General features: G+C 58.9%; 25 protein-coding genes. 4 read left to right on the top strand and 21 right to left on the bottom strand.

The features are described from left to right. Positions 1–1,965: a phospholipase C gene (locus QP904_RS08480; RefSeq protein ID WP_284835873.1), complete on the bottom strand. Its 1,965-nt coding sequence runs from the start codon at positions 1,963–1,965 to the stop codon at positions 1–3. A gap of 259 nt (positions 1,966–2,224) precedes the next feature. Continuing rightward, on the bottom strand, positions 2,225–4,075 hold the full coding sequence (gene lepA, locus QP904_RS08475; RefSeq protein WP_284835872.1) for a translation elongation factor 4: 1,851 nt from the start codon (positions 4,073–4,075) through the stop codon (positions 2,225–2,227). An 18-nt stretch (positions 4,076–4,093) separates the two neighbouring features. Between lepA and QP904_RS08470 the strand changes: the two genes are divergently transcribed. Both QP904_RS08470 and rpsT read left to right on the top strand, forming a co-directional pair. Then, positions 4,094–4,630 carry a type II toxin-antitoxin system PemK/MazF family toxin gene (locus QP904_RS08470; protein WP_023031165.1) on the top strand — a complete coding sequence of 179 codons (537 nt, stop codon included), beginning with the start codon at positions 4,094–4,096 and terminating at the stop codon, positions 4,628–4,630. Positions 4,631–4,857: 227 nt separating this feature from the next. Next, the gene (gene rpsT / locus QP904_RS08465; protein WP_049361613.1) at positions 4,858–5,121 is read left to right on the top strand and encodes a 30S ribosomal protein S20; all 264 of its coding nucleotides are present in this window, start codon (positions 4,858–4,860) and stop codon (positions 5,119–5,121) included. 83 nt (positions 5,122–5,204) lie between these two features. Here the strand turns inward: rpsT and QP904_RS08460 are convergent, their stop codons facing one another. Beyond that, positions 5,205–5,783, bottom strand: coding sequence for a TetR/AcrR family transcriptional regulator (locus tag QP904_RS08460; RefSeq protein ID WP_284835871.1), 579 nt, complete (start codon positions 5,781–5,783; stop codon positions 5,205–5,207). A gap of 330 nt (positions 5,784–6,113) precedes the next feature. Between QP904_RS08460 and QP904_RS08455 the strand changes: the two genes are divergently transcribed. Both QP904_RS08455 and QP904_RS08450 read left to right on the top strand, forming a co-directional pair. Then, complete coding sequence (locus QP904_RS08455; RefSeq protein WP_284835870.1) at positions 6,114–6,956, top strand: DNA adenine methylase; 843 nt, start codon at positions 6,114–6,116, stop codon at positions 6,954–6,956. Then, positions 6,949–8,301, top strand: a complete 1,353-nt coding sequence (locus QP904_RS08450; RefSeq protein WP_284835869.1) for a type II restriction enzyme — start codon at positions 6,949–6,951, stop codon at positions 8,299–8,301. The genes QP904_RS08455 and QP904_RS08450 overlap by 8 nt, the downstream gene beginning before the upstream one ends. Here the strand turns inward: QP904_RS08450 and QP904_RS08445 are convergent. The 18 genes from QP904_RS08445 to QP904_RS08360 all read right to left on the bottom strand — a co-directional run bounded on the left by QP904_RS08445 (position 8,298) and on the right by QP904_RS08360 (position 24,820). Continuing rightward, a complete protein-coding gene (locus tag QP904_RS08445) occupies positions 8,298–8,945 on the bottom strand; it encodes a LysE family translocator (protein ID WP_284798736.1) in 648 nt (215 codons plus the stop codon). The genes QP904_RS08450 and QP904_RS08445 overlap by 4 nt on opposite strands. Then, positions 8,942–9,331 (bottom strand): ankyrin repeat domain-containing protein, encoded by a 390-nt coding sequence (locus QP904_RS08440; protein ID WP_284835868.1) that lies wholly within the window; start codon positions 9,329–9,331, stop codon positions 8,942–8,944. Before QP904_RS08440 ends, QP904_RS08445 begins: the two co-directional genes overlap by 4 nt. 10 nt (positions 9,332–9,341) lie before the next feature. Further along, a complete protein-coding gene (gene holA, locus QP904_RS08435) occupies positions 9,342–10,319 on the bottom strand; it encodes a DNA polymerase III subunit delta (protein ID WP_284835867.1) in 978 nt (325 codons plus the stop codon). Between the two features lies 1 nt (position 10,320). After that, positions 10,321–11,733, bottom strand: a complete 1,413-nt coding sequence (locus QP904_RS08430; RefSeq protein WP_284835866.1) for a ComEC/Rec2 family competence protein — start codon at positions 11,731–11,733, stop codon at positions 10,321–10,323. Positions 11,734–11,751: 18 nt separating this feature from the next. Continuing rightward, a complete protein-coding gene (locus tag QP904_RS08425) occupies positions 11,752–12,438 on the bottom strand; it encodes a ComEA family DNA-binding protein (RefSeq protein ID WP_200288744.1) in 687 nt (228 codons plus the stop codon). Between the two features lie 99 nt (positions 12,439–12,537). Beyond that, entirely contained in the window at positions 12,538–13,413 is an 876-nt protein-coding gene (locus QP904_RS08420) for a DegV family protein (protein WP_023020949.1), read from the bottom strand. After that, positions 13,413–14,111, bottom strand: coding sequence for a histidine phosphatase family protein (locus tag QP904_RS08415; protein WP_284798730.1), 699 nt, complete (start codon positions 14,109–14,111; stop codon positions 13,413–13,415). The genes QP904_RS08420 and QP904_RS08415 overlap by 1 nt, the downstream gene beginning before the upstream one ends. Before the next feature lie 6 nt (positions 14,112–14,117). After that, positions 14,118–14,561, bottom strand: coding sequence for a ribosome silencing factor (gene rsfS, locus QP904_RS08410; protein WP_179387589.1), 444 nt, complete (start codon positions 14,559–14,561; stop codon positions 14,118–14,120). A gap of 146 nt (positions 14,562–14,707) precedes the next feature. Continuing rightward, on the bottom strand, positions 14,708–15,325 hold the full coding sequence (nadD, locus tag QP904_RS08405; RefSeq protein WP_284835865.1) for a nicotinate-nucleotide adenylyltransferase: 618 nt from the start codon (positions 15,323–15,325) through the stop codon (positions 14,708–14,710). Further along, positions 15,322–16,278, bottom strand: a complete 957-nt coding sequence (locus tag QP904_RS08400; protein WP_284835864.1) for a cutinase family protein — start codon at positions 16,276–16,278, stop codon at positions 15,322–15,324. Before QP904_RS08400 ends, nadD begins: the two co-directional genes overlap by 4 nt. Before the next feature lie 11 nt (positions 16,279–16,289). Beyond that, on the bottom strand, positions 16,290–17,558 hold the full coding sequence (locus QP904_RS08395; RefSeq protein ID WP_200288741.1) for a glutamate-5-semialdehyde dehydrogenase: 1,269 nt from the start codon (positions 17,556–17,558) through the stop codon (positions 16,290–16,292). A gap of 72 nt (positions 17,559–17,630) precedes the next feature. After that, positions 17,631–17,966 carry a hypothetical protein gene (locus QP904_RS08390; RefSeq protein WP_284835863.1) on the bottom strand — a complete coding sequence of 112 codons (336 nt, stop codon included), beginning with the start codon at positions 17,964–17,966 and terminating at the stop codon, positions 17,631–17,633. After that, complete coding sequence (locus QP904_RS08385; protein WP_023020942.1) at positions 17,966–18,871, bottom strand: D-isomer specific 2-hydroxyacid dehydrogenase family protein; 906 nt, start codon at positions 18,869–18,871, stop codon at positions 17,966–17,968. The genes QP904_RS08390 and QP904_RS08385 overlap by 1 nt, the downstream gene beginning before the upstream one ends. Further along, positions 18,871–19,800, bottom strand: a complete 930-nt coding sequence (locus QP904_RS08380) for a D-isomer specific 2-hydroxyacid dehydrogenase family protein (protein ID WP_284835862.1) — start codon at positions 19,798–19,800, stop codon at positions 18,871–18,873. Before QP904_RS08380 ends, QP904_RS08385 begins: the two co-directional genes overlap by 1 nt. A gap of 33 nt (positions 19,801–19,833) precedes the next feature. Further along, on the bottom strand, positions 19,834–21,066 hold the full coding sequence (gene proB, locus QP904_RS08375) for a glutamate 5-kinase (protein WP_034660157.1): 1,233 nt from the start codon (positions 21,064–21,066) through the stop codon (positions 19,834–19,836). A gap of 60 nt (positions 21,067–21,126) precedes the next feature. After that, positions 21,127–22,659 carry a GTPase ObgE gene (gene obgE, locus QP904_RS08370; protein WP_023020939.1) on the bottom strand — a complete coding sequence of 511 codons (1,533 nt, stop codon included), beginning with the start codon at positions 22,657–22,659 and terminating at the stop codon, positions 21,127–21,129. Between the two features lie 1,804 nt (positions 22,660–24,463). Next, a complete protein-coding gene (locus tag QP904_RS08365; protein WP_023020938.1) occupies positions 24,464–24,598 on the bottom strand; it encodes a hypothetical protein in 135 nt (44 codons plus the stop codon). Between the two features lie 36 nt (positions 24,599–24,634). Beyond that, positions 24,635–24,820 carry a hypothetical protein gene (locus QP904_RS08360; RefSeq protein WP_284835861.1) on the bottom strand — a complete coding sequence of 62 codons (186 nt, stop codon included), beginning with the start codon at positions 24,818–24,820 and terminating at the stop codon, positions 24,635–24,637. Positions 24,821–25,476 lie beyond the last annotated feature (656 nt).

Here is a 25,476-nt window from a genome sequence, read left to right as displayed (position 1 = left end):
TTAAAACGGGAGGTTGGGCAATGGCGGGAGCTTAAAATCTTGCAGCTTCTTCAGGTCTAGGCCGGGGTGGCCATTCATGTACCAAGCGACAACCCCTGCGCCGACGCCCAGAGCCGTAAGGATAGCCGCAATGATACCGCCCTTAGAAGAACCAGCGGAAGAACTGGAACTCGAATTATCGGGCTTATTCGCACCGGGCTGTGGCTTCGCATCTTGGTGCAGCTTGGTGATGTCGGGAACGCCCTGTTCGGTGACCTTGGGGTCGTCCATGCCCTCGACGACGTCCTTGAGGTTGGTGCCGGCGCGGGAGGAATTATCCACCTTTTCAATGGAGGCGTAGTCCTTGGCCACGGTACCGTCGGTCTCGTTCAAGAAAAGCTTCGGGGCCTTGTGGGCGGCGTTGAAGTCAAACATGTTGTTGAGCTCGCCGGCGCGCTCGTCAAAGGCAATGCCCCCTAGACGGCCGAGTCCCCAATTGTCCTGAATGAACTTGGTGACGGAAGTCTGCTCGGTGTAAGTGGAGTCGATGTGGTTAGTCTTCGCGTATGGGGAGATAACCAGCAAAGGCTGGCGGGTACCCGGCCCGCACTGGCCGTCCTTTCCGCCGGCAACGCCTACTTTTGCTGCGGCGGCGGTGCAGATTTCTTTGTCCTGGTGCGGGTCATTGGAACCATTGCGGATTTCTGGGGCCTTGTGGTCGTACCAGCCATCGGAGTCATCGTAGGCGATAACGACCGCGGTGGAATCCCACTCTGGGGAATTTTGCAGCTCATTGATGTAATGGGTGATGAAGGCCTGCTCGTCTAGCGGGTTGGAGTAACCGGCGTGTCCGTCTTGGTAGTTGGCAGCCTTCAGGAAGGACACGGCCGGCAGGTTGCCCTGCTCCAGAGCGGTATCGAAGTCCTGCAGATCGTACTGGTGGTTGGCGCGGTCAGTCTTGCCAATCATGTCATCGCTCGACGGCGCCAAGTGGTGCGGATTCGCGGTGGAAGCGTAGTACTGGAACGGCTGGTGGTGCGGGTTATAGTCCGTCTTGTTCTGGCCGGTCAGCGTGGTGTGGGAGGCGCCGCAGCGTGCGCGAGCGTCGTCTGTAGCTTCCTCGGTTGGCCGGAAGCCGCCTTGGAACCAGCCCCAAGTGACGTCCTTGTCATTGAGCTGGTCACCGATGTTCTTGGAGTGCATCGCGGTGACCTGGTTGGTGCCGGTGGAAGAGTTATTCGAGCAGTCGTCGTAAAGCGGATCTGGGTCGCCGACAACAGTGGCGGTCTTACCATCTTCGGATACCCCAGCGAGGGCGTGGTTCTTGCCAGGTTCGATCTTCTTCTGCTCGCCCGTGGCTGGGTCATGCATGGTCCCGCCGGCCACGGTTCCGGAAATCAGATTCAGCGCGCCTGGGGTGGATGGGCCGAAGATAGTGGAGTAACTATTATCGTTCATCGCAAAGTTTTGCGCGTAGTTCCACATTCCGGTGACGGTATTGCCGTCGTAATAGCCCATAGTCATGCCTGGAACGACATAATAGCCGTTGGAAGACTTATCGATGTCGGTGGATACAGTCTCCGGGAACTTGTCCATCTTGCCGCCGTTATATGCGGCCTGTTCATCACCGTAGTGGTGGTTCTGGTCCGTAGTTACTGCATGGTCTGGCCCGATGCGGAAAGGCTTGACGGAGTTGGGGTTCTTGTCCCCCATTACGCCATCATTTTCGAGGTTTTTCGCCTTGGGGGTGTCCTTCTTGGCGGTAAATTTTGGGGCGTCCTTGTCGCTGCCCTGCAGCTTTTCGCCGTCCTTATTCAGGGCGTTTGGGTAGGTTCCAAAGTAGTGGTCGAAGGAAATATTCTCCGAGTAAATGACAACGACGTGTTCAATTGGGGTCGTGGTGGCTGCCTGGGCAACGCCGGGGACAAGGGACGTAGTGGCGGCTGCGGCGGCGCAAAGGGCCACAGCGCGAGAGCGAAGCTTCATTAAAAATCCAACCTTGGTCAAGAATTTGCGGGGCAGGTCGAAAGTGGCTGTGGCTCACCAGGCGAGTCATCGGTCGCTTTCAAATCGAAATTTAACGCCGCTAAAACACCGACTGCAACTAGATTAAAAGGGCGTCCCCGGCCGTGGGGACGCCCTATAGAAGCAGCTCACTTTGAACTTTTGCCGGCCGCACCCCGGGAGCCGTTAACGAAATGTTAAGAATCTATTCGGCTCCACTTTGCCAATAGGGGGTACGGGGTTAATCGTCGGCGTCGGTAGACAGCGCGGCCACGAAAGCCTCCTGCGGCACCGAGACGGAGCCCAGCGTCTTCATGCGCTTCTTACCGGCCTTCTGCTTCTCCAACAGCTTGCGCTTACGGGAGATATCGCCGCCGTAGCACTTGGCCAGCACGTCCTTGCGCATGGCGCGAATATTCTCGCGGGCGATGATCTTCGAACCAATGGCCGCCTGCACCGGCACCTCGAACTGCTGGCGCGGGATGAGCTCTTTAAGCTTCTTGGTCATCTTATTGCCGTACCACTGGGCGGAATCGCGGTGGACGATGGCGGAGAAGGCGTCGACCGGGTTGCCGTTGAGCAGGATATCGACCTTGACCAAGTCCGCGAGCTGTTCGCCGGCCTCTTCATAGTTCAACGAGGCGTAGCCCTTGGTGCGGGACTTGAGCATATCGAAGAAGTCGAAGATGATTTCACCAAGCGGCATGGTGTAGCGCAGTTCCACGCGGTCCTCGGAGAGGTAATCCATGCCGCCCATCTGGCCGCGCTTGGACTGGCAAAGTTCCATGGTGGGGCCGACGAATTGCTCGGGCACGATGACGGTCATCTTCACCACCGGCTCGTAGACCTCGTTAAGCTTTCCTTCCGGCCAGTCAGACGGGTTGTGAACCCACTTTTCTTCGCCGTCTTCGGCCACCACGCGGTAGGTCACCGACGGCGCGGTAGAAATCAGATCGAGGCCGAACTCACGCTCCAAGCGGTCGCGGGTAATTTCCATATGCAATAGGCCCAAGAACCCACAGCGGAAACCAAAGCCGAGGGCGACGGAGGTTTCGGGCTCGAAGGTAAGGGAGGCGTCGTTAAGCTGCAGCTTTTCCAAAGCATCACGCAAGTCTGGGAAATCGGCCTGGGAGATGGGGAAAAGGCCGGAATAGACCATCGGGTCCGGGTCCTTGTAACCCTTGAGCGGAGTCTCAGCGCCGCCGTTGGACCAAGTGACGGTATCGCCCACCTTGGTCTCGCGCACGTCCTTTACGCCGGTAATGAGGTAGCCCACCTCGCCGGGGCCCAAGCCCTCACACTTTTGCATCGTAGGGGACACGATGCCGATTTCGAGCAGCTCGTGGTTGGCGTTGGTCGACATCATGGTGACCTTCTGGCGCGGGGTGAGCTTGCCATCCACCATGCGAATATAGGTCACAACGCCGCGGTAGGTGTCATAAACGGAGTCAAAAATCATGGCGCGGGCCGGCGCATCCGCGTCGTACTCGGAGGACGGCGGCGGCACCAACTCGCAGACCTTGTCCAGCAGCTCGACCACACCCTCGCCGGTCTTGCCGGATACGCGCAGGACCTCTTCTGGCTCGCAGCCGATGATATTGGCGATTTCCAGCGCGTACTTTTCCGGGTCGGCGGCCGGCAGGTCGATTTTATTGAGGACCGGGATGATTTCCAGGTCGTTTTCCATCGCCAGGTACAGGTTGGCGAGGGTTTGGGCTTCGATGCCCTGGGCGGCGTCGACAAGCAGGATGGCGCCTTCACACGCCTCGAGGGCGCGGGAGACTTCGTAGGTAAAGTCCACGTGGCCAGGAGTGTCGATCATCTGTAGGACGATCTGCTCCCCTTCGTCCGGACCGGACTGGGGTACCCAGGGCAGGCGCACGTTCTGCGCCTTAATGGTGATACCGCGTTCGCGTTCGATGTCCATATTATCGAGGAACTGGTCACGCATATCGCGCTCCGCAACCACCTTGGATAGCTGCAGGATGCGGTCCGCCAGCGTCGACTTGCCGTGGTCGATGTGAGCAATAATGCAGAAGTTTCGGATTCGGGCGGGATCCGTAAACGTCGTGGCCGCAAAGTTTTCAGACATACGTCTACAATAGTCGACATGAAAAGCGCCATGCTCACCCGACTGCGCCAAGCGCTGGGAATCAGCGAGCGCGAGCCCATAGACACCGGCCTGACCCGCATTAATTCCCGGTTGGGGCTGGATAGGTCGGACGAGTTCCACGAGCCGCGCAAGGCCGCTGATATCCGGGTCGAGGCCACCGCCTCTCACCCCCGCTCCATATTTTTCTCCCCCGATATGGATGGCCAGGCTGATTCCGGCGAGGTGGTCTGGGTATGGGCCCCGGCCGAAGGCAAGCAGGCCCCGCCGCGTGAGCGCGCCATCCTGGTTGTCGGCCGCACGCGCACCACGGTGATGGGTTTGCTTATCTCCCCCAACCCGAAGCATGCGCTTGACGACGCCTGGCTGGAAATCGGCGCCGGCGAGTGGGACGAATCCGGGTGCGATTGCTGGGTGCGCCTCGACCGCTTGCTGGAGGTTTCCGAAGAACAGGTGCGCCGACAAGGCACACTTTTTCCCGAACGCCGGTTCGAAAGAATCGCGAATAGGTTACGCGCGCGCTACCACTGGGCCTAACCAGTCGCACAGACGGCGGCCATGCTGAGAGTTTTGGCAGGTCGGGTTCGGTACTGCTATTGTATGTTGGTTACTTACTTGCCGGGCGCGTTGGTCGGGGCGGGCAGGACCTTGGGTTCGCTCTTCGAATACCAGCGCCGAGCGTGCCAGCGATTGCTGGCCGCGGGAGTAGTCCGAGTAGGTCGGTTCCTACGTCAATCACTTTCGATTACTAAGAGGTATTTTTCATGGCAAATATCAAGTCCAAGCAGAAGCGCGTTATCACCAACGAGAAGGCACGCCAGCGCAACAAGAGCGTTCGCTCCGCCGTCCGTACCGAGATCCGCAAGTTCCGCGAGGCCGTTACCGCTGGCGACAAGGCTGCTGCTGAAAAGCAGCTGCGCGTGGCATCCCGCGCCCTGGACAAGTCCGTGTCCAAGGGTGTCTTCCACCGCAACACTGCAGCCAACAAGAAGTCCGGCATGGCTTCCGCGTTCAACAAGATGGACTAAGAGCCATTGCACTGACAATCCCCCGGTCGCACTCTACGGAGCGCACCGGGGGATTTTCTTAGCCTAGACCCGAGCGGGGAGGCTTAGGCGATTTCGTCGTTGAAGTAATCTTCGAAGATGGCACCGGCGTTGCGGAAGGCTTCATTAAGCGAAGTTCCACCACGGGTTTCCACAAAAATCTCGAAGGCGGTCAGGAACTGGGTGTGGATGATGTTGACGGTCGGCGTGAGGCGCGAATCGGAGGATTTCCAGCCCTCACGGGCCTGCACGGCTTGGCGGAGGCGCTCAATAGTGCGGCTATTGCGCTGGTAATACAGGGCACGCAGCTTCGTATCCTTAGCTAGCGCCTGGGCCGTCAGCTGGGAAATTTCGGGGAAGAACTCATCACCCACGGCGCGGTCAAATACGGCTTTGGCCACGATTTCAGAATCTTCGCGCAGGCTTCCGGTGGGCAGCCCGGCGGCGAAATTCTGAAATTGGTGCTCTAGTTCCTCCGAAAATTCGGGACCTAAAACTGCCGATTCTTTGTCTTTTATGTAATTAAAAAGGGTACGGCGGGAAACGCCTACCTTTTGGGCGAGTTCCTCCATAGTAAACCCGCCGTATCCGGCTTCGATGACGAGGTTGAGCGCAGCGACTCGGATTTGTGATATACGCGGCATAAATGCCCCTTTCTGTCCCGACGCTCTAAGGGCCTTACTTTCGTTTTCTAAACCCTTAAATCTTTAGGTGAAAATGGTATTTCCCTACAAACTAAGGCGTTTGGGGTGATTTTATTACCTAATATTCGACTATGGAAACAGCCGTGCGCACGGGAAGAATTTACTACCGGCCGGCCGTACGTTTAGGCCCGTCATAGAACTATTTAACAAAGCTGTGATGTTAGACAACCAAAGTATCTGTGCGGCCAGCCATCCGCTCCAGTTATCCGCCCGCACGTTCGAAAGCCCAATGGTGCTCGTGTCGGGTAGGGCCGCTAAGATGAGTCAACGATGAAAAACGTTAAGCCACTGGTGAAATGGGCGGGCGGGAAGCGCCAGCTCTTACCACATATCCACGCCGCCCTACCGGCGGATAACCCGCGGCGGTTTTATGAGCCCTTCATCGGTGGCGGCGCGGTGCTTTTCTCTCTCCAACCAGCCAGCGCACGGGTCAATGATCTCAATGCTGAGCTCATCAACCTATATGAGGTGGTACGCGGCGGCGTCGACGAGCTCATTGCAGAGCTCGTGAGCTATCCCAATGAGGCGGAGTTTTTCTATGCGCTGCGCGCAGTGGACAGGGATGCGAAGCGGTTTGCCGCCCTCTCCCCTGTCGAGCGTGCTGCACGAACGCTGTATCTCAACCGCACCTGCTATAACGGCCTGTATCGCGTGAATACGGCAGGTCAATTTAATGCGCCGTTCGGGCGCTATAAGAATCCCACCATTTGCGATGAAGACACGCTGCGTGCGGTGCACCGCTATTTTGCGGAAAATGAGGTGATCTTTTCCCAAGGCGATTTCGCCGCAGCGGTGGCAGAAGCAGGCGAAGGCGATTTTGTCTATTTCGACCCGCCCTATGACCCAGTCAATGTGACGAGCTCGTTTACCGGCTATCAAAAGGGCGGCTTTGACCGCGCGGAGCAAGAACGGCTCAAAGAGGTCTGCGATGAGTTGGACAAACGCGGGGCAAAGTTTCTGCTGTCGAATTCAGCCACCGAGTTCATCCGAGAGCTCTATGCGGATTATGAGGTAGGCATCGTGGGGGCAACGCGGGCGATCAATTCCGTCGCTTCGAAGCGCGGCAAGGTCGATGAGGTACTGGTGCGCAATTATGAGGTCAGCGGTGACTAGCGGGCCGAAGGCGCACGCGGGGCGGGAGCTGCAGGAGGAGCTGCGGGCACGTTTTGGCGTTCCGGAGTCGGTGAAGCTAGGCGTTAATGACTGGGGTTGGCTGCGCATCTTGGCGGCTGGCTACGGCGAAGAATTGGAACGGCGCGGGTATTTTTTCATCAGGGCGCGGGAAGTGGAGAAAATCTCTGCTCGGCAGCCACGGTTGATGGCCAAGCATGATTTTTCCACCTCGCGGCCTTGGATCTTTCAGCGCCTGCAGCTCGGCATCGTGCCGGTAAGCCGCAGCGAATACTTGGTGGGCCGGTTCAACCTCTACGAGAAGTTTCCGCAGGCACAGCGCGGGGAGGTACGTACGCTGCAGCTGCCAGCGGGTCTAGATACCCTCTCGTTGGAGAGGGTGAGCTCGGAGGCGGTGGCGTTAAATGGGGCGTCGGCAAGCGGGATGCTAGAAGACTTTCTGGCCTGCGGGCCTTTGCAAGCTACGGTGGCAGGCCGCATGTCCACGCGCGAGATGCAGGTGCGGCTGCCGGACCTGGGCGTGGAGGTCGCGGTGGACCGCGCACAGATGGAAATCGACGGCGGTTTTGAATCGCTCGAGCATCTAGTGCTGGTGGAGGCGAAAAATCACCTCTCGGATGATTTCAATATCCGGCAGCTCTATTTTCCCTACCGGCGCTTCCAACAGCGCCTGGCAAAGGAAGTGGTACCGGTTTACCTGGTGTATTCCAATGGCATTTTCCACCTATACCGCTATGAATTTAGGGATCCGGCCGATTTTCGCAGCATTGCGCTGGTCGATAGCGCCCGCTACGCACTATCGGCCTCGCACCTGGATGCGCAGGCAGCGCTGGATATCGTTCGGGCGGTGGAGCCCGACGTCGAGCCGGAGGTGCCCTTTCCGCAGGCCAATAACTTTGAGCGGGTGGTCAACCTCTTGGAGCTCATGGCGCTGCAGCCGCTGAGTAAGGCAGAGATTACTCAGCGCTATGATTTCGATCCGCGGCAGGCGGACTATTATGCCAACGCCGCGCGCTACCTGGGGTTGGCGGTGCCGGTGGATGAGGCCTGGGAGCCCACCGAGCTCGGGAGGCGAATTATCGAACAGCCGCAGCGCGATGCCCGAAATGCGGCGCTCATACGGACGTTGGCGGCGCGACGGGTATTTCGCGAGGTGCTCGAACTCAGCTTGGCTCGCGGCGCGGTCGCCAGCACCGCGGAGATTATTGCGGCGATGGAGGAATTGGGGCTGAGCTTGGCGACGTCCCGGCGGCGCGCCTCCACCGTCGCCCGCTGGACCCAGTGGGTGCTCGACACGGTGGCGGAGGGAATGCCGCGGCTGTTTTAGTGCAGGAGGTTCTGCGCACCGGAGACAATAAGGACGATGCCGGCGATAATGAAAAACAGGCCCGAGCCGATATCGATCCACGGACCAGCGGCGATGAGCTTGCGGCGCACGGCGTTGGTAGAAATTACCGTGGCAACGACGAGGAAAAAGAGGAAGGCCGAAAGCGATAAGGACAGCGTCAACCCGATGGCCAACCAGATGGGCGGGCTGGCCGGCAGCAGCGGGGCAATCATCGCGGCGAGGAAGAGCACGATTTTCGGGTTGGACATATTCGTGGCTAGGCCGACTTTGAAAGCGGTGCGCAGGCGGCCCAGCTGGGCGGCGGCGTCTTCCAGATCAACCGGCGGGTTAGCGCGTTGGGCGATACCGCTGCGCAGCGCGCGCGAGCCCATAAACACCAGGAAGCAGCCGCCAACGGCCTGAACCGCTCCCAAAATTTCCGGAAAAGCCGTCAGCAGCGCGGCGGCGCCGAAAACGGTGGCGGCGCACCAAAAAAGCACGCCGATTTGGATGCCTGCAGCCGCAGCGACAGCGTGGCGGCGCGATCGGGTGGCGTAACGGGTCACCAAGATGATGTCCGGTCCGGGTGAGGCAACGCCCACCAAATTCATAAGAAGGAGGGTAAAAAAGGATGTCCAGGTCACTCCCCTGCCTCGCTTCCCAGGCGCGGGAGAAGGTCCTCTCGGCCAAAGATGCGGGCGGAATCCAGCGCGGAGGGCTGACCGGCGGTGGGATCGGCGTGGGCAGCTAGGAGGGCGTCGATGACCGCGTCTTCCTTCTTGAAGATGGCTCCGGCCAGGGGCGATTGGCCGCGGTCATTGAGCAGATTAACGTCCGCGCCGGCGCGAGCAAGTGCGATAACCAGCTCGGCGTGGCCGTGATAGGCCGCGAGCATGAGGAAGGACTGACCGTCCTGGTTCACGAGGTCAATATTTACGCCGTGGTCGATATAGGCCAGGAGGTCCAAGCTGCCCTCGCGTGCCATGTCAAAGAGCCGACCGGCGAATTCCTGCACTTGCGTCTCAGACATAGCTTCTAGCTTATCGCGCCAGTTCCGCGACTCGTTTGACGGCCGCCTCTATGGCGAATTCGGGCTCACCGCCTTGGCCTTTGACGGCGGCATCGAGTTCCGAGACGAGGATGACGGCCTTGGTGACATTATCGGCGGACCAGCGGCGAGCCACCGGCTGGGTCATCTTGACCACGTAGGGCGCTAGGCCGGTTTGGCTAGCTAAAGAATACTGGTCCCCGCGGGCGGAATACAGGCGGGCTACGGCTCCGACCTTATTGGCTAGCGCTGCGGCAATCGCCACGGGGCTGGCGCCAAGCTGCAGGGCGCGGCGGCAGGTGGACACGGCGGCTTCGACGCGGCCGGCAACGGCGGCATCGGCAATATCCCAATTGGCAACCTCGGCCACGCCGACGTAGTAGTTCTGCACGGCCTCGCGGGTGACGTTGCCGCCGGTATCGGACACCAACTGGGAGATGGCAGAGGCCAGCTCGCGTAGGTCAGAGCCCACGCCTTCGAGCACGGCATGGATGACGTCCGGGGTCGGGCGCACACCGTGGGAGGAGAATTCGCGGGTGGCCCACTGCCCCAGCTCATTGGGATAGAGCGAGAAGACTTCGTGAACCTCGGCAATCTTGCGCAGCTTGGCCACCAGTTCAGGTTGCTTCTTCTTTTTCTTTAGGGTCTTGGCCGTCACGGAGTAAATGATGACCATGGTCATGCCCGGCGCGGGGTTCGCGCAGGCACGCAGGATGATATCGACTACTTCCTTGCCGGCTCGCTCGCAGTCACTGATGACGATGACGCGGCTATCTCCAAAAAGAGAGGGGCTAGTGGCCTCGAGGATTTCGCCCTCGGAGACTTCGGAAGCTTTAAGCTTGGTCAGCTCGGGGCGAGCACCGGTTGGGCTGCTCTCCTCGGCCGCGGCACGCTGAATCTGCAGGCGGGCGCGTTCGGTGAGGAATTCATCGTCGCCAAGGATGAGATGTACTGGAGGCATGCCCGCCATTCTAACCTGCCGCCACACCGAGCCAGGCGATGCCCGCTAGCGTCAGCGCCAGAGTCAGCCAGGGGCGGTGATAGAGGAGGCCGGCAATGATCCAGGCGTAGGCAAGCAGCGTAAAAAGCGGGCTAGCGGGGATGGTGACCACCGGAAGGTGGGCCACGCCGTGGGCGATGGTATTAATCCACCACGAAAAGGGTTCTATAAGGCGCAGCAAGCCCGCACCTAGCACATCGAGTGGACCGAGCTGGGCGAAGACGGCGGCGATAAGCCCCACGATGGTAATCGGCACGGTGGCGGGCTCAACCAGGATATTGGCCAACACGGAGACCACGGAGACCTCGCCGGACATGAGTGCGACTAGCGGGAGGGTAACGATATCGGCGGCAATGGCCACAGCGACCGCGCGCAGAAAAATGGCGGGCCAGCCGGTTGTGGCCAAGTGTTTATAAATGAGCGGGCTAAGCGCCACGATGCCGAGCGTCGCCGCGCAAGAAAGTGCGAAACCAAAGTGCACGGCGAGGTCGGAATCCACGAAGAGCAGGGCAATGATGCCGAGGCTAAGAGCATGAATCGGCTCCATGCGCGTGGAATTAAGCACGGCGAGCAGCCCCACCAGCCCAGCCACGGCCGCGCGCTGGACGGAGGGCTCAAAACCCACGAGCACAACATAGGTGGCCAAAGCACACAGAGAGGCAGCCACGCGGGCGCGTGGCCCCAGCGCGAAGGCGGCGCAGACCATGGCTGCGGCGGAGCACACGATGGCGACATTTGCACCGGAAACTGCGCTTAAGTGCGAAAGGCCGGTGATGATATACAGGTCGCGCTCTGAAGAGCTTTGCAGGCTAGTATCGCCGAGCACCATGCCAGGAATCAGGCCCTGCCTGGAAGGACCGACGGTATCTACAACCAGCGCGCGAAATGTGTCGGACACGTGGGCCGCCCAGCCGGCTAGGCCTTCGGGCTCACCGGTTACCTGCACGTCTGTGGCAGTGGCGCTGAGCTTTCCGACGCCCGCCCTATCCGACTCCCTCACCTCCACCCTGGCCGTGAGTTCGGCGCCCGCAGCGGCCGGGACCGGTTCCGAGCTAAAGACCGGCAGTTGAGTCGGATACCCTGGCACCTTGAGCTTGAGCAGCCAGCCGCCCGTGCTAGTCTGCGTCGGCGCGGTGGTCAGGCGACCGGTAACCTCGGTGCCGAGGTCGAACGCAGCGGCACGGGCCTGGCGCACCGCGGCAACCAGCGCCGCGGCTGTCGCGACCATTCCGGAAAATAGCGCTTGGCCCCATTGGCGGGCGATCAGGCAGCACCCGACGACCGCCGCAATGATAAAGATTGCCCAGCCACGGCCGCCTAGCAGCACAGCAATGACAGCCAGCCAAGCGGTGGCCGCGCCGGGGACGAGCCGCAGTTCTCGCATCGCGTGCTCGTACTCAGCTTAGAGCTGGACCTGGTCTTTAAGCTGCGCTAGCTTCGCCGGTCCGATGCCGGTGACCTCGAGTAATTCCTCAATATCTTGGAAGCCGCCATGTTCCTCGCGGTACGCCACGATAGCTTGCGCGGTGACCTCACCAACGCCCTTGAGTTCTGTAAGTTCCTCCGCGGTGGCGTTATTCAGGCTCACGCCGCCGGTACTGATGCCGTTTCCGCCGGATGGGGCTGGTTCGCCGGGTGCGGGAGGTGGGGCGGCGCCGGAGGGAAGGATGTGGAGCTGCTGGCCGTCGGAAAGCCGCTGGGCATGGTTGAGCGCGATTGTGTCTGCACCGGGAAGGGGTTGAGCGGCGTCGAGGGCATCGGCGACGCGCGCGCCGGGCTCGAGGGTCTGCAAGCCGGGCTCGGCCACCTCGCCAATGACAGAGACGATGATTTCACTGGGCTCTGCACTGGGTGCAGTGCCAGAATCACCGCTTATTGCCGCAGGCTCGGGCATGCCCGAGGATTCATCGGAGCGGGCGTTGATGCCAAGCCACGCCACCACGCCGACGACGAGAATGACCGCCACGGCGCAGGCTTGCCACGGGCTAATGCGCAGACGCGGGCGAGGATAATCGACGGCGAGGAGCTCTTCCTCACCGGTGGGTTGGGTAAATTCGCGGAGTCGTTCGCTAATCTTGGGTGCCGCCATGGCGCTGAGAATAAAGGCGTGGGCGCTAAGGCAGTAGGTACAGCGAAGGCGGGCTGTGGATAACTTGTTGGGGACGTCAACGAACCCGGCGCACTGGGCCTAGTTATCCACAGAACGGCGCGGTGGGAAGGCGCGTGGTCGACCACGCGTGTGAGGATGCGCTGGATCGGCGGGAGGCTCCGAGCTAAACACCGCAGATACGCCGATGGCGGAGGGGCCGACGTGGACGGAGAGGACGTCGTTAAGCGGGGTGCAGATAAAGGACGAGCCCTGCGGCAGGGCCGCTTCAAGCAGCGCCTCCAGCTTGGCGGCCGCGCCTTCGGCGTGGTTGTGCTGGATGGCGACGAAGACCGGCTTCCCGTTGGCGCGGGAGGCAATGAGGTCTACTAGCTTGGTAAAAGCCTTGGTCTGGGTGCGGGTTTTTCCCACCAGCTCCAGCTTGCCGCGGTTAATCGACATGATCGGCTTGGTGGCCAAAAGCGCCGTAGATAACACGGCTGTGGCCGGCGAAAGGCGGCCGGAGCGGCGCAGATCCTCCGTGGAATGCAGGTACACCCAGGTAGCCGCACGCTTGAGGGTGTCCATGGCCGCAGCGTAGCACTCCTCCAAGCCGGCTCCGCGGGAGGCGACCTTGGCTGCGGACATGGCGGCCGCACCCATCGCCATGCCGGCCGACCCGGAATCAATCACCCGCACCGTGTGCGGGAAAACGCCCGAAGCAGTCACTGCGGCGGAGTAGGTGGAAGAAAGCTCTTTGGATAGGTGTATGGCCACCACGCCATCATCCTGAGAGCGCTCCATTTCGCGGCCATAGGCGGCTGCCAGCTCCAGCGCGCTTAATCCCGAAGTAGATTGCTCCAAGCCATCCTTGCCGTGGCGTTCCATGAGGTGGAGGTCAATGACGGTGATGGATAGCTGCTCCGCCAGCTCCCGGGGCAGGCCTGCAGCGGAATCCGTAATGACGCGAACCGCCACTAGATATCCGCCCCGCCGTCCCCGGTGACCTCGCCGCCCATATTCCAACCGTCGAAGTACCACTGGGCGCGGCCCACGTTGTCGCGGGTGAATTCCAGCGAAGACAGCGGCGTTTCCGGGTTGAAGTCTGGGCGAGCGGTCAGCTGCGACCAGTGGGTATTCTTCAACCCCGAAAGGATCCCGTACTGCGCGTGGTCAAGGCCCAACAGGTGGCAGGTAAGCGCCGAGATGGCCCCGCCATGGGCCACGATGAGGACGGGGCCGGCGTCCCAGCCGGCAAAGTCTTCCATGAGCTCATCGATGACAGGGCGGGCACGCTCAGCCACGTCCACGCGAGATTCCCCCTCCGGCGGGGCCCAGGTGGGATCGTGGCGCCAAATGGCGCGCGCTCCTGGAAACTCCGCATCTACCTCAGCAGAGGTTCTGCCCTGCCACTGACCTAAGTGGGTCTCGCGCAGGCGGGCATCCGTGGTGAAGTCCACGCCAAGAGTTTCAGCGACAACGCGGGCGGTTTCCCGCGCGCGGATGAGATCGGAGGCCACGATTTTAGAGACGCCCTGATCCTGCAGCAGGCGCGCGGCGGCGCGGGCCTGCTCATAGCCCAGCTCGGACAGCTCGGTATCCAAGTGGCCTTGCATGCGGCCGGTGGCGTTATAGGTAGTTTGTCCGTGGCGGATCAGGATCAGGCGGCGACTCATATGGGTTTAAAGCTCCTCGTCCTCACCTGGGACCTTATCGGCCAGTGGGAGCTCGTCGATGGAATCTACCTCACGCGGGTTGACGCCATTGGTCCATTCGCCCGGACGCTCCGGGGCTTCGATGCCCTCAATCTCCAGTGCCGGGCAATCATGGTAAAGGCGGTCCAAGCCGTAGAACTCGCGCTGGTCATTGCGCTGGACATGGACGACGATATTGCCGTAATCCAGCAGCACCCAGCGATTTTCGCGGTTGCCTTCACGGCGCTGCGGTTCAAAGCCCTGCTTGGTCATCTCATCTTCGACTTCATCCACAATGGAGCCCACCTGGCGCTCGTTATCTGCAGAAGCCAGCACGAAGACCTCAGTAATTGCGAGGACATCGGAGACATCAATGGCCGCGATATTGGTGGCTAACTTTTCTTGCGCCGCGTGTGCCGCGGTTTCTGCCATGCTGCGGGCGAGATCAGAAGTAGACAATGTGTATAAATTCCCTTTTCGCGTCTGAGTGCATTCGAAATGAACTATCTCTAGTGAGAATCTATTCTTGCACGTTTAGCAGGCCCGTGCCCAAAATCTGGGAAAGGCCGTGAAAGTTTCTACAGGGGCTTGTCCGGGTTGGGACCGTAGAGATTGTTTTTGGTGATGTACTGCACCACTCCATCCGGTACGAGGTACCACACGGGCTGGCCTTGAGCAGAGCGCTCGCGGCACGCGGTGGAGGAAATGGCCATGGCAGGGATACCGATGAGGTCAATATCCTCTTGGGCATCGGCGGGCAGCATATCGGCGCTTAATTCGTATCCGGGGCGGGTAACCCCCACGAAGTGCGCCATCTCCAGCATCTCTTCCCAGTTATGCCAGCTCATAATGGAGGCCAGTGAATCGGCGCCGGTAATGAAATAGAACTCCGCTTCTGGGAAAAGCTTACGCAGATCCCGCAGCGTATCGATGGTATAGGTAGGCCCCTCGCGGTCAATATCTACCCGCGAGACGGTAAAACGCGGATTGGATGCGGTTGCCACCATCGTCATCAAGTAGCGGTGCTCGGCCGCAGTGACCTCGCGGTGAGACTTCTGCCAAGGCTGACCTGTGGGCACAAAGATGACGCTATCGAGGGCAAAGCGATGCGCGGCCTCACTGGCGGCTACCAAGTGACCGTTGTGGATGGGGTCAAAGGTGCCACCCATGATGCCAATGCGCTGTGGGCTAGTCATGGGTGGTGATTATAGTCCCCGGCCGAGGAGGGAGTAAGCAAGGTGGCGAGGGAGTCGGCAAAAGCGGCGTCGCCAAGCGAGGGCTCTACAAAATAAGAAGCATGGCGAGCCGCCTTGGTAGCCAACGCGTCGTGGGCGGAGGCGAGGTTCAGGTCGCAAACGAAGTCTCCGTCCAGGCAATAGTTAAGCCGGCGCGAGTCCGGCAATGCCGCAGGTTGTAAGAGCAAACGCTGCGGTAGCCAGCCCGCCATACCGTGGGGACGGCTGAGGGGATTGCCCAGGTAAACTGCCCCCACGAGCTTGCCTCGTTGTGCAAGGTAGCGCTCCGCGCTGGTAGCGACAATGGCGCCTTGGGAGTAGCCAGCCGTAATATAGCGCGGCTGGCAGCCTGTTTCGCGCTCATACTTTTCCACCACGCGCGGAGCGTTGGCCATGCCGGTGCGCAAACTATGTACAAAACCAACGGTGACCGAATACGCCAGCTCGTGCAACGGATGCTCCATCACTACCCCACCGAGGCGGCGAATAAGCTGGAGCGGATTCAACTGTTCACCTTCCTGCGCCAGCGGCGGCAGGTTCATTGACGCCGGGTATGCCTGGGGGTCAAGGGCGAGGACATGGACTTTATCCATCGTGCCGGGATGGCGTTTTTCCACTAGATGAAAAAGCGCGGAGAGGTTTGCCCCTTCATAGCCATTCGACGGCGCGGCATGCGGCGAATACTGCTGCGGTCCGAAATACTCGCCGTATTCCTCATTCTGGTCGGAGCCACGAGCAGCCAAAACAACGAACTCGGGACACCCAGCAGGCTGCGGCGATGGGGCGGATTGTGCTGCTGCCTGGGGCACGACCGGGGCAGCATTCGCGGTGGCGGCGGCGGGGGCTATAGAAACGGCAAGCGCCGCCGAGGCGCTTAGGGCGACGGCGGCACGGAAGAAAGCAGATCGAATCATGGCGGGGAGAATTATGGACGGGTCTGACCTGTACCCTGCAGGATCCACTTAGAAGAGGTGAGCTCCGGCAGCGCCATTGGGCCACGAGCGTGCAGCTTCTGGGTGGAAATGCCGATTTCGGCGCCCATGCCGTAGACCTCGCCATCGGTGAAGGCGGTAGAGGCATTGAGCATCACCGCGGCGGCATCCACCTCGTTGCCGAATTTCACTAGGACATCGGCGTCTTGCGCGGCGATGGCCTCGGTGTGGCCAGTGGTGAACTCGGTGATATGCGCGATGGCCCCATCTACGCCGTCGACCACCTTGGCGCAGATATCCATAGATAGTGACTCCTCGCGCCAGTCTTCATCGGTGGCCTGCACGGCATCCTTGACGCCGAAGGCCTCGAGCTCGGCGACGTCGCCGTGGATGGTCACGCCAGCATCCTGCAGCGCGGCGATGATGCGGAGCTTGACGGAGTCATCCAAAGCGGCGTCGATAAGCACGCACTCCGTGGAGTTGCACACGGAGGTGCGGCGGGTCTTGCCGTTGATGACCATGTCGATGGCCTTATCAATGTCTGCAGAGGCATCCACGTAGAAGTGGCAATTGCCGGTGCCGGTCTCAATGGCGGGGACGGTGGCGCCGGTAACGACGGCCTCAATAAGCTTTGCGCCACCACGCGGAATAACCAGGTCCACCAGACCACGGGCGGTAATGAGGTCCTGGACGGAATCGTGCGTCTCGCACGGCAAAAGCTGCACGGCCTCGCGCGGCAGGTCAAACTCAACGAGGGTATCCTGCAAGATTTCTACCAGCTTGGTGTTGGAGTTGCGGGCGGATTTGGAGCCACGCAATAGCGGCACATTGCCGGACTTGATGGCCAAACCGAAGGCGTCCACGGTGACGTTCGGGCGGGCCTCATAGACCATGCCCATGACACCGAGCGGCACGCGCACCTGCTTCATCTGGATTCCGTTATCCATGGTGCGCCCCTGCAGGATCTCCCCTACCGGGTCCTGCAGGCCAGCTACCTGGCGCAGGCCGCCGGCAATGCCTTCCACGCGCGCGGCGTCGAGAGACAGGCGGTCAATAAGGGACTCGGACATGCCGCGTTCGCGGCCGGCATCGATATCCTGCTTATTGGCGGCGAGAATGGCTTCGGTGTGGGCAATGAGGTTGTCGGCTGCGCGCTGCAAGATCTCATTCTTGCGCGGCGTGGACAGCTGCGCCACAACGGGCGCGACTTCCTTGGCAGCACGGGCTTTGGACAGAACTTCTTCGCGTTCAGTGTTGCTCATGTCATACCAGCCTAACGAAAGGCCGCGCGCTTTTCAGCCAGTTGGGCGGCAAGCACCCGCACGGTGGTGTCCTTATTGGCCGAGCTCGCGGCTCCGCTTGTCGGATGCCCGGCGGCGGCGCTTCTCGTCCTTCCGCTCGAACATGAGGTATTCCTCTTCGTAATAGCTCAAGTTATAAACGTGGCGGGCTCCGGCCGAGCATATAAAACAGATAATCGGGATAACCCAAAAATAGGACCAGTGGAAGAAGAAATAGCCGAGCACAACGGAAAGGATGGTGGCCGCCCAGGCAGCATAATCGACCGCCTGTACCTTCTTCCGGCGCTCCTTCATATCCGCGACCTCGGCTTCGGTGGTATTAAAAGAGCTCCCTTGATAAGAACCGTCTTGTGAGGCGGCGTTGTCCATTAATAACCCGCCTGAATATCGACTTCCGTGGGGATTGCTTCACCTGCGGAGTAGCGCTCCATGACCTGTACTGTATGCGAGCCGATGCGCCGGCGCACCGAATAGGGAGGGTTGGCCAGGTGCGGGGTGATGACCACGTTAGGCATGTCCCACAGTGGGTGCCCATCGGGCAGCGGCTCAGGGTCGGTGACATCCAAGCCAGCGCCGGCGATGTCTCCTGCCCGCAAGGCTTCGACTAGAGCATCGGTGTCCACCAGTGGTCCGCGGCCAACGTTAATAATCACGGCGTGATCGGGCATGGCACGGAAGGCAGCGGCATTAAAAAGCCGGTGGGTCTCGTCCGTTAGCGGCGCAAGCGCCACGAAATAATCGGCGGCTGGCCAGACGCGCTCAATATCGGCGGTGGCGAAGGTTTCATCGGCACCCTCCACTGGGTTGCCGGAGCGATTGACCGCGATTATGCGTGGTCCGAAGCCTTCCAGCATACGAATAAGCCGCTTGCCGATGCCCCCGGCGCCCACCACCGCTACCGTCTTATCTTCAAAAAGGAAGCTGGTATGAGCCTCAACCTCATCGCGGTTAGACCAGCTAGTCCCCACGCGCTTATGCGCATGCAAGTGGGCGAGCAGGAGCGCAATGGTAGATTCCGCCACGGTGGCGTCATACAGGCCGGCGGCATTAGACCAGCGGGCGGTGGTATCACGCATGACGTCGAGCAGGTGATCCACCCCAGCGAAGGGGACCTGCACCAGGCCCACGCTCGGTGGCAGGGGCCGTGGGAAATCATCTGGGCCGCCGTTGAAGATGAGAACCTCGGCATCTTCCAGTGGGGCGCGCTCGTGACCCGCTGCATCGAGTGCCTGCAGGGTTTCCTCCCACGGGGTGGGTAGCATCGCGTACTTCATTAGTAGCCCGCCTCCACATCGACGCGGGTAGGCATCGCCTCTCCCCTCTCCCACGCCGCGGCATTGGCGTTGAAGATAGCGCCCAGGTGGTACTGCGCCACGTGCGCGGAAGCAGCCATGTGCGGCGTCATGGTGCAATTGGGCAGGTCGTATAGCGGATGGCCATCAGGCAGTGGCTCGGGATCCATAACTTCCAGCCCGGCGCCGGCGATCTCACCATCGCGCAGGGCCGCCACTAGATCGTCGGTTACTACGGTGCTGCCACGGCCGACGTTGATAAAGATGGCGGAGGATTTCATCGCGCGGAAAGTGGCGGCATCAATGAGCCCCTCGGTGTCCTTGGTCGCAGGCAGGATACAGAAAATGAAATCGGTCTCGCCCCACACGTGATCGGCCTTATCCATGGGCACGACCTCATCGGCGCCTTCCACCGAGCGGCCGGAGCGATTGACCGCGGTAATGTGCACGCCAAACGGTTTCAGCAGCTTAATAAGCTGCTTGCCGATGCCCCCAGCGCCGAAGATGGCTACCCTCTTCGGCCCTCGCTGGTTATAAAGCCACGCCTGGGACTCGTCCAGCTCCTGTGCTACCGACCACGAAGCGGCCTGGGCGAAAGCTTTATGGTGGTGCGCCTGTGACAGGGCCAGGCCAAGTGCAGATTCGGCTACCGGCTGGGCAAAAGCGCCGGCGGAGTTGCACCATGGCACGCCGTCTGGGGTGATGACCCCGGCATCAATGAGCTGATTTACGCCGGTAAAACAATGCTGCACCCAACCGATGTTCTCCGGCATCTCGGGGATGCGGCGCGGGTTGGGCGCATTGTTGATGTAGACCTCGGCATCTTCAAGGCTATTTACGCGTTCGTGCCCGGCAGCCTCGATATCTTCTACCATCGGCTGCCAGGCGTCCGGACCCATGAAATATTTCATGCCCCAACCATACGGGGAATCAGGGACTTGGGTTTAAATACGGGAGGCGAAGTTGGAGAGGTAATCGGCGTGAACAACTGAGCGGCGCTGCTCCTCAGGAAGTTCTTCCATCTTCTTTCCCTTAATACCGTGCAGTTCCTCGGAGTCGAAACGGACTTCGCCACGTCCGATGACCTCGCCATTCGGACCGAGGATATCGATGATTTCGCCCTTGGTGAACTCGCCTTGCACATCGGTAATGCCCACGGCCAGCAGTGAATTACCGCCCTCGGTCACGGCTTGTTTAGCGCCTTCATCGAGGCGGACGGCTCCGCCGGTATCTGCGCAGTAAAGTGCCCAGAACTTCCAGGCGGAAAGCTGGCGTTCCTCGCGGGTGTGGAAGACGGTGCCCACAGAGGCGTCGGCAAGCGCGGGGCCAATATTATCCGTGGAGGTCAACAGCACCGGAATGCCGCCGCGGGTTGCCAGGCGGGCTGCAGAGACCTTGGTGGCCATACCACCGGTGCCCACCTTGCCGCCATCGCCAGCTACAACGCCCTTCAAGTCCTTGCCGGTGCGCACTTCATCGATGAACTTAGCGTCCGGCTCGGCCGGGTTCTTGTCATACAGGCCATCTACATCGGAGAAGAGGAAGAGCGCATCAGCACCCACCAGGTTGGCCACCAGCGCGGAGAGGCGATCGTTATCGCCAAAGTGCATCTCCGAGGTAGCCACGGCGTCATTCTCGTTGACGATAGGAATGGTACGCAGCTGGCGCAGGCGATCAATGGTGCGCTGCGCGTTGCGGGCGCGATCGCGGTGACCAGTATCTGACGCAGTCAACAAAACCTGGCCGATGGTGCGCTGATAGCGAGCAAAGGACTGGCCCCACACATAGGCCAAGTGCACCTGGCCTACAGAAGCGGAGGCCTGCTTGGTAGCCAGATCGGTGGGACGCTGATGCAGCCCGAGCGGCCCCATGCCGGCGGCGACCGCACCAGAAGAAACGATAATGACATCGGAGCGGCCCATGCGCGCATGAACGGCATCGACGATGTGATCAATCTTTTCCTGTGAAACACGGAAATTCTCATCCGTGAGAGAAGAGGAACCAATCTTGACCACGACGCGCTTGGCGTGCGCGATCTCGTGGCGAAGTTCAGATTCAAAACCGGACGCTACCGGGTTCTCATCGAGCGGTTCTGGAAAGGGAGTATCGGCGGTAGGCCCGTCAAAAGGCTCTACCGGAAGTGGAAGGATGGGCTCTTTCTGTTGATCAGAAGACATGCCAACCGAGTCTACAAAGCGCCCCCTCTTATACACCCCAAGAAGAGGGGGCCTACCGAGCTAGCCTTGCCACCTATCCCGATTAGCACCCTCGCGAGTGACCTCTTCGTCGGTGCCGTAATCGTATTCATCGATAAGACCACGGCGTGCCTGAGAGGCACGCTTGCGCTCGGCGGCGGAAACGCGGCTAGTGCCCTTCAAACGGGCGTCCTCGCCGCGGCTGGCCATCGTCGGATCACCGCCAGTCATCGGCTCCCACTCGAAGGTAATGCCGCCGATCGTCACCGGACAGCCTTCCACAGCGCCCTGCTCGCGCAGCTCTTCCTCCACGCCGGCCTTGGCCAAGCGGTCCGCCAAGAAGCCCACTGCCTCATCATTTTCAAAATCAGTTTGGGTAATCCAGCGATCAATCTTCTTGCCCTCAACAATGAAGCCACCCTCGACCTCAGGATCGGCCTTCACGGTGAAATCAGCAAATACACCGGTATGCTTCTTATGGCCCTGGGCCTTGGGATGGATAACGGTGTGGTTCTTATCCTTCTTTGGCAATGGCTGGGCCTTGCGATGCTCGGTCACCATATCCATGAGCCGGAACTTCAGCGGATCCAGGCCCTTGCGAGCGACGGCCGAAATAATAAAGACAGGCCAGCCAAACTTCTCTTCCAGATCATCCTTGACAAATTCCGCCAGCTCTTCGGCCTCAGGCACATCTGCTTTATTCAAGATGATGACGCGGGGGCGCTCACGCAGATCCCCTAAACCAGTATCTTCCTGCAAAGCCCCTTGGTATTTTGCCAGCTCACTTTCCATCGCCTCAATATCGGAAACGGGATCACGGCCGGGCTCAATGGTGGCAGTATCGACCACATGGGCAAGCACCGCCGTGCGTTCAATGTGGCGCAAGAAATCCAGGCCTAGGCCTTTGCCATCGGCCGCGCCTGGGATAAGCCCCGGCACGTCCGCGATAGTAAAGGAGCTATCTCCCATATCCACCACGCCCAGGTTCGGCTGCAGCGTAGTAAAGGGGTAATCACCGATCTTGGGCTTCGCGGCCGACAAAACCGAGATAAGCGAGGACTTACCAGCCGATGGAAAGCCCACCAGCCCTACATCCGCCATGGACTTCAGCTCGAGGATAAGATCATGGGCTTGGCCCGGCTCACCCTGGAGAGCAAAACCCGGTGCCTTGCGGTTCTTTGAGGCCAATGCCGCATTGCCTAGTCCGCCGAAGCCGCCTTCTGCGGCCACAAACCGCGTTCCCGGAACGGTAAGGTCCGCCAAGGTTTCGCCCTTTTCAGTGCGGACCACCGTGCCCGCCGGGACCTCCAAAATCAGGTCCTCGCCGCGAGCACCATTGCGCATATCGCCGGCTCCATTGCCGCCGCGTTGCGCCTTAATATGCGGGCGGTAATGGAAATCCATAAGCGTATGGATTTGTTCAGAGACCTCGAGGATGATGTCACCGCCGTGGCCACCATTGCCGCCATCCGGGCCACCCAATGGCTTAAACTTCTCGCGGTGGACAGACACACAGCCGTGTCCACCGTCACCTGCTTGCAGGTGCAGGACAACGCGGTCAATAAAACGTGCCATGGTCAAATCCTCCGTGCATTGAATAGTTGTCCTACTCAGTGTAATGCGTATCTTGGGCTGGACTCCAACCGTTTAACATAATGTGAATATTGAATATTCTTATTAGGAGGACTTGGATTTTGCTAGGTAGACACCTAGTACCCCGCTTGGTGGAGAAGAAATGAACTGTACCACCATGCCTAAATACTCCGAACAACTCAAACGTGGTGCTATGGTCCGCTCAGAGTGCATTGAAGTCGCCTGCTTCCTTCAGCTTCAGCGAGGTTTGTTGAAAACGTTCCCGCCTTTATTTTCAGGCCCACTAACACGGCACCAGCAAACGTTCCGGCACTAGAGCTTTGCGCGATATTGCCTATGGGTGAGGGCCAATTTCGAGCGAATCCGCCAGGTAGAAAATCATAGAGTTGCACGAACAACAAGATATTTTGCAAAAGGCTGCAAATTCTTTTGAGTAAAGAGACATGTGGGCAATAGAGAGTGTCTGATGGTTTGTAGGCAGATTCCCAACCTGCATGAAGAGTTAGACCAGAATGATTACTGCGACACGACCAGATCTAAGCTTATAAGACCACGACTCATGCAATTGATAAGAAGCTTCTTGCCCACCCTAAAATTGCGAAACACATTGACAGCCTAGAAACGACCACCACGGCTGCCAATAACCTAGTTCGACGCACGTTACAAACCGCAATGACCAGAGACTAAAACTGCCGCCGAAACCGACAATTACCGCAACGAGCCGTACAAAGACAGCGGACAGTAACTACAGCCCAGCCACATTGATATCCCTATGAGATTACCACTCGTTTAGTGGACCCTATTCGTACGGATTTTGTGCCCGTAGGAGAAAATGATCATTGTGAGCTAACAGCGCAAGAAGTACACGCCGGAATATCGGCGCAAAGCCACGAACCTAGTATTCGAGTAAGAGCGCCCGGTATCTTATGTGGCTAAGGAAATCGGTGTTTCCGCCGAGCTTTAGACCAGCGGGGCATACTCGAGCGTGAACAAACCTCCCGGCTGATGCGCTTGGCCGACAATTCTGGCAAGGCAAAGGACGCTCACCTATAACAACGCGCAAGCCCAACGCGCCAAATTTGCGCCAAACCTAGCCAACCATGAGTTTAAACCCCAATGCCCCTACAAACTGTGGATGACCGACATAACAACCGCGCGCACAAAGAAAGGCTTTGTGTACACCGCGATTGTCACTTATACGTTTACTCAACACATTGCCGGATCGTCGTAATCAAAATCCATGCGCACCGAAGCATTGCCGCTGCATGCTTTCAACCCAGTGATCTTATCCGCCAAAGAAAAACAGGTTCGGTGCACCATTCCTACCCCGGCTTGCTGTAAGACTACGTTGTCTACAACAAACAGCTTCCCCGGCAAGGAATCACTCCTTCCACCGGAACTGTCGGGAACTCTTACGACAATGCTCTAGCCGAAAAATTTTAATGGTTCCTACAACCATGAACTCATCCATACTCACAGTATGTGATAATGCTGCCGATGCGGAACCTCCAAAACCCAAATGGTGTCGTGATGGAACAAAACCAAGCTCCACGAAAAATTTAAGACACCCAGACCCAGCCGAGACGGAAACCGAATTATCCAAACCAGAACCCACCACAGGAAATAATAAAACCCCAAGGCAAAAGCCAGGAACAAAACTCGGGCCACTTCAGTACCGAAAAATTTACCCCACTTGCCCTAAGCAACATTGCTAGTCAGGCAAATGGGGTAAATACGCAGTAGACCAAGTATCCTTTTGACACCTGCGGTCTACTTTGGCAGGTTCTTAAACGAACATACCAATGAGCTGGGAAGCGCCGTCAGCAATATTTACAAACGGCTCAACAATAGCCTTAACAACCTCTACGACTGTATTGGAAACGCTGGATAGCTCGGACACAACGCTGGATAGCTCGGACATTTTGACTCCTTCAGGAATTAGGATACTTGAATTATTTTATTCGGACTCGGACAGCGGGTTGATCACATCAACAGCATTTTCAAGATTCTTGCCAGAGAAGATCTCGGTCACGCCGGACAGAATCTTGTACCAACCTTCTTGGGTGTTGACGAAGTTGTCCAAGTGAAGCTGGATGGTGGATAGGTAATCCTGGATGGTCGACAGGTCAAAGTTCATACTCATACTCCTCGGTATCCTCTGGAGAACTTTCAGCCCAGATAGGGTTCGATTGCAGGACCGCTCTCACGTCCCACTAAAGGTATTCTGCCATAAGGTGACAATTCCGCAACAGAAATTCTGCTCCACAAACTAATTGCACCCCCTTTCAACTAGGAAATCATAATGCTAACCCAGCCTCAGTTAAGCCTATACTCATCTTTTGGGAATTCAACAGCGATTATGTAGCCCGCCTTTCAATTAAATTGAAGGATAGGTTAAAAGAGATAAACGCGTAGGTTAACTATCCGCGTTCTAATTTAAAAGTCTTTATTTTTACCTAGCGCCCAAGCACCCCCAATACCCCCCTTATAGGGGGTTAATCTGTACGCTTTATTCCACTGAACAGTTGGCTCTTCTTAATAGCTTCTCTTCCGATTATGTTCCTGCGGGCCTTTTACACGTTGGCAAATCAGCTTTTTATCCTTTCTGACGTGCCGCAAATCCCCAACTGAGCGACCGCTCTCTACAGAAATCAGTGGAGATCCCTTAAGACAACAAGGGTTTCCCTTGCGACACACTATACGTAGGGATATTTTTATTTGATTCCATCTGCTGGCCTACAACCCGTCAGGTGTAGACCACATCCTTCACCAAGTCTGCATTGGCGCCACCTACACGGC

Origin of the sequence: Corynebacterium nasorum, assembly GCF_030229765.1 — a bacterium.
Lineage (GTDB): Bacteria > Actinomycetota > Actinomycetes > Mycobacteriales > Mycobacteriaceae > Corynebacterium > Corynebacterium kefirresidentii.
Note: the sequence above shows the minus strand (reverse complement) of the source record. Positions and strands in the feature narration are given on the sequence as shown.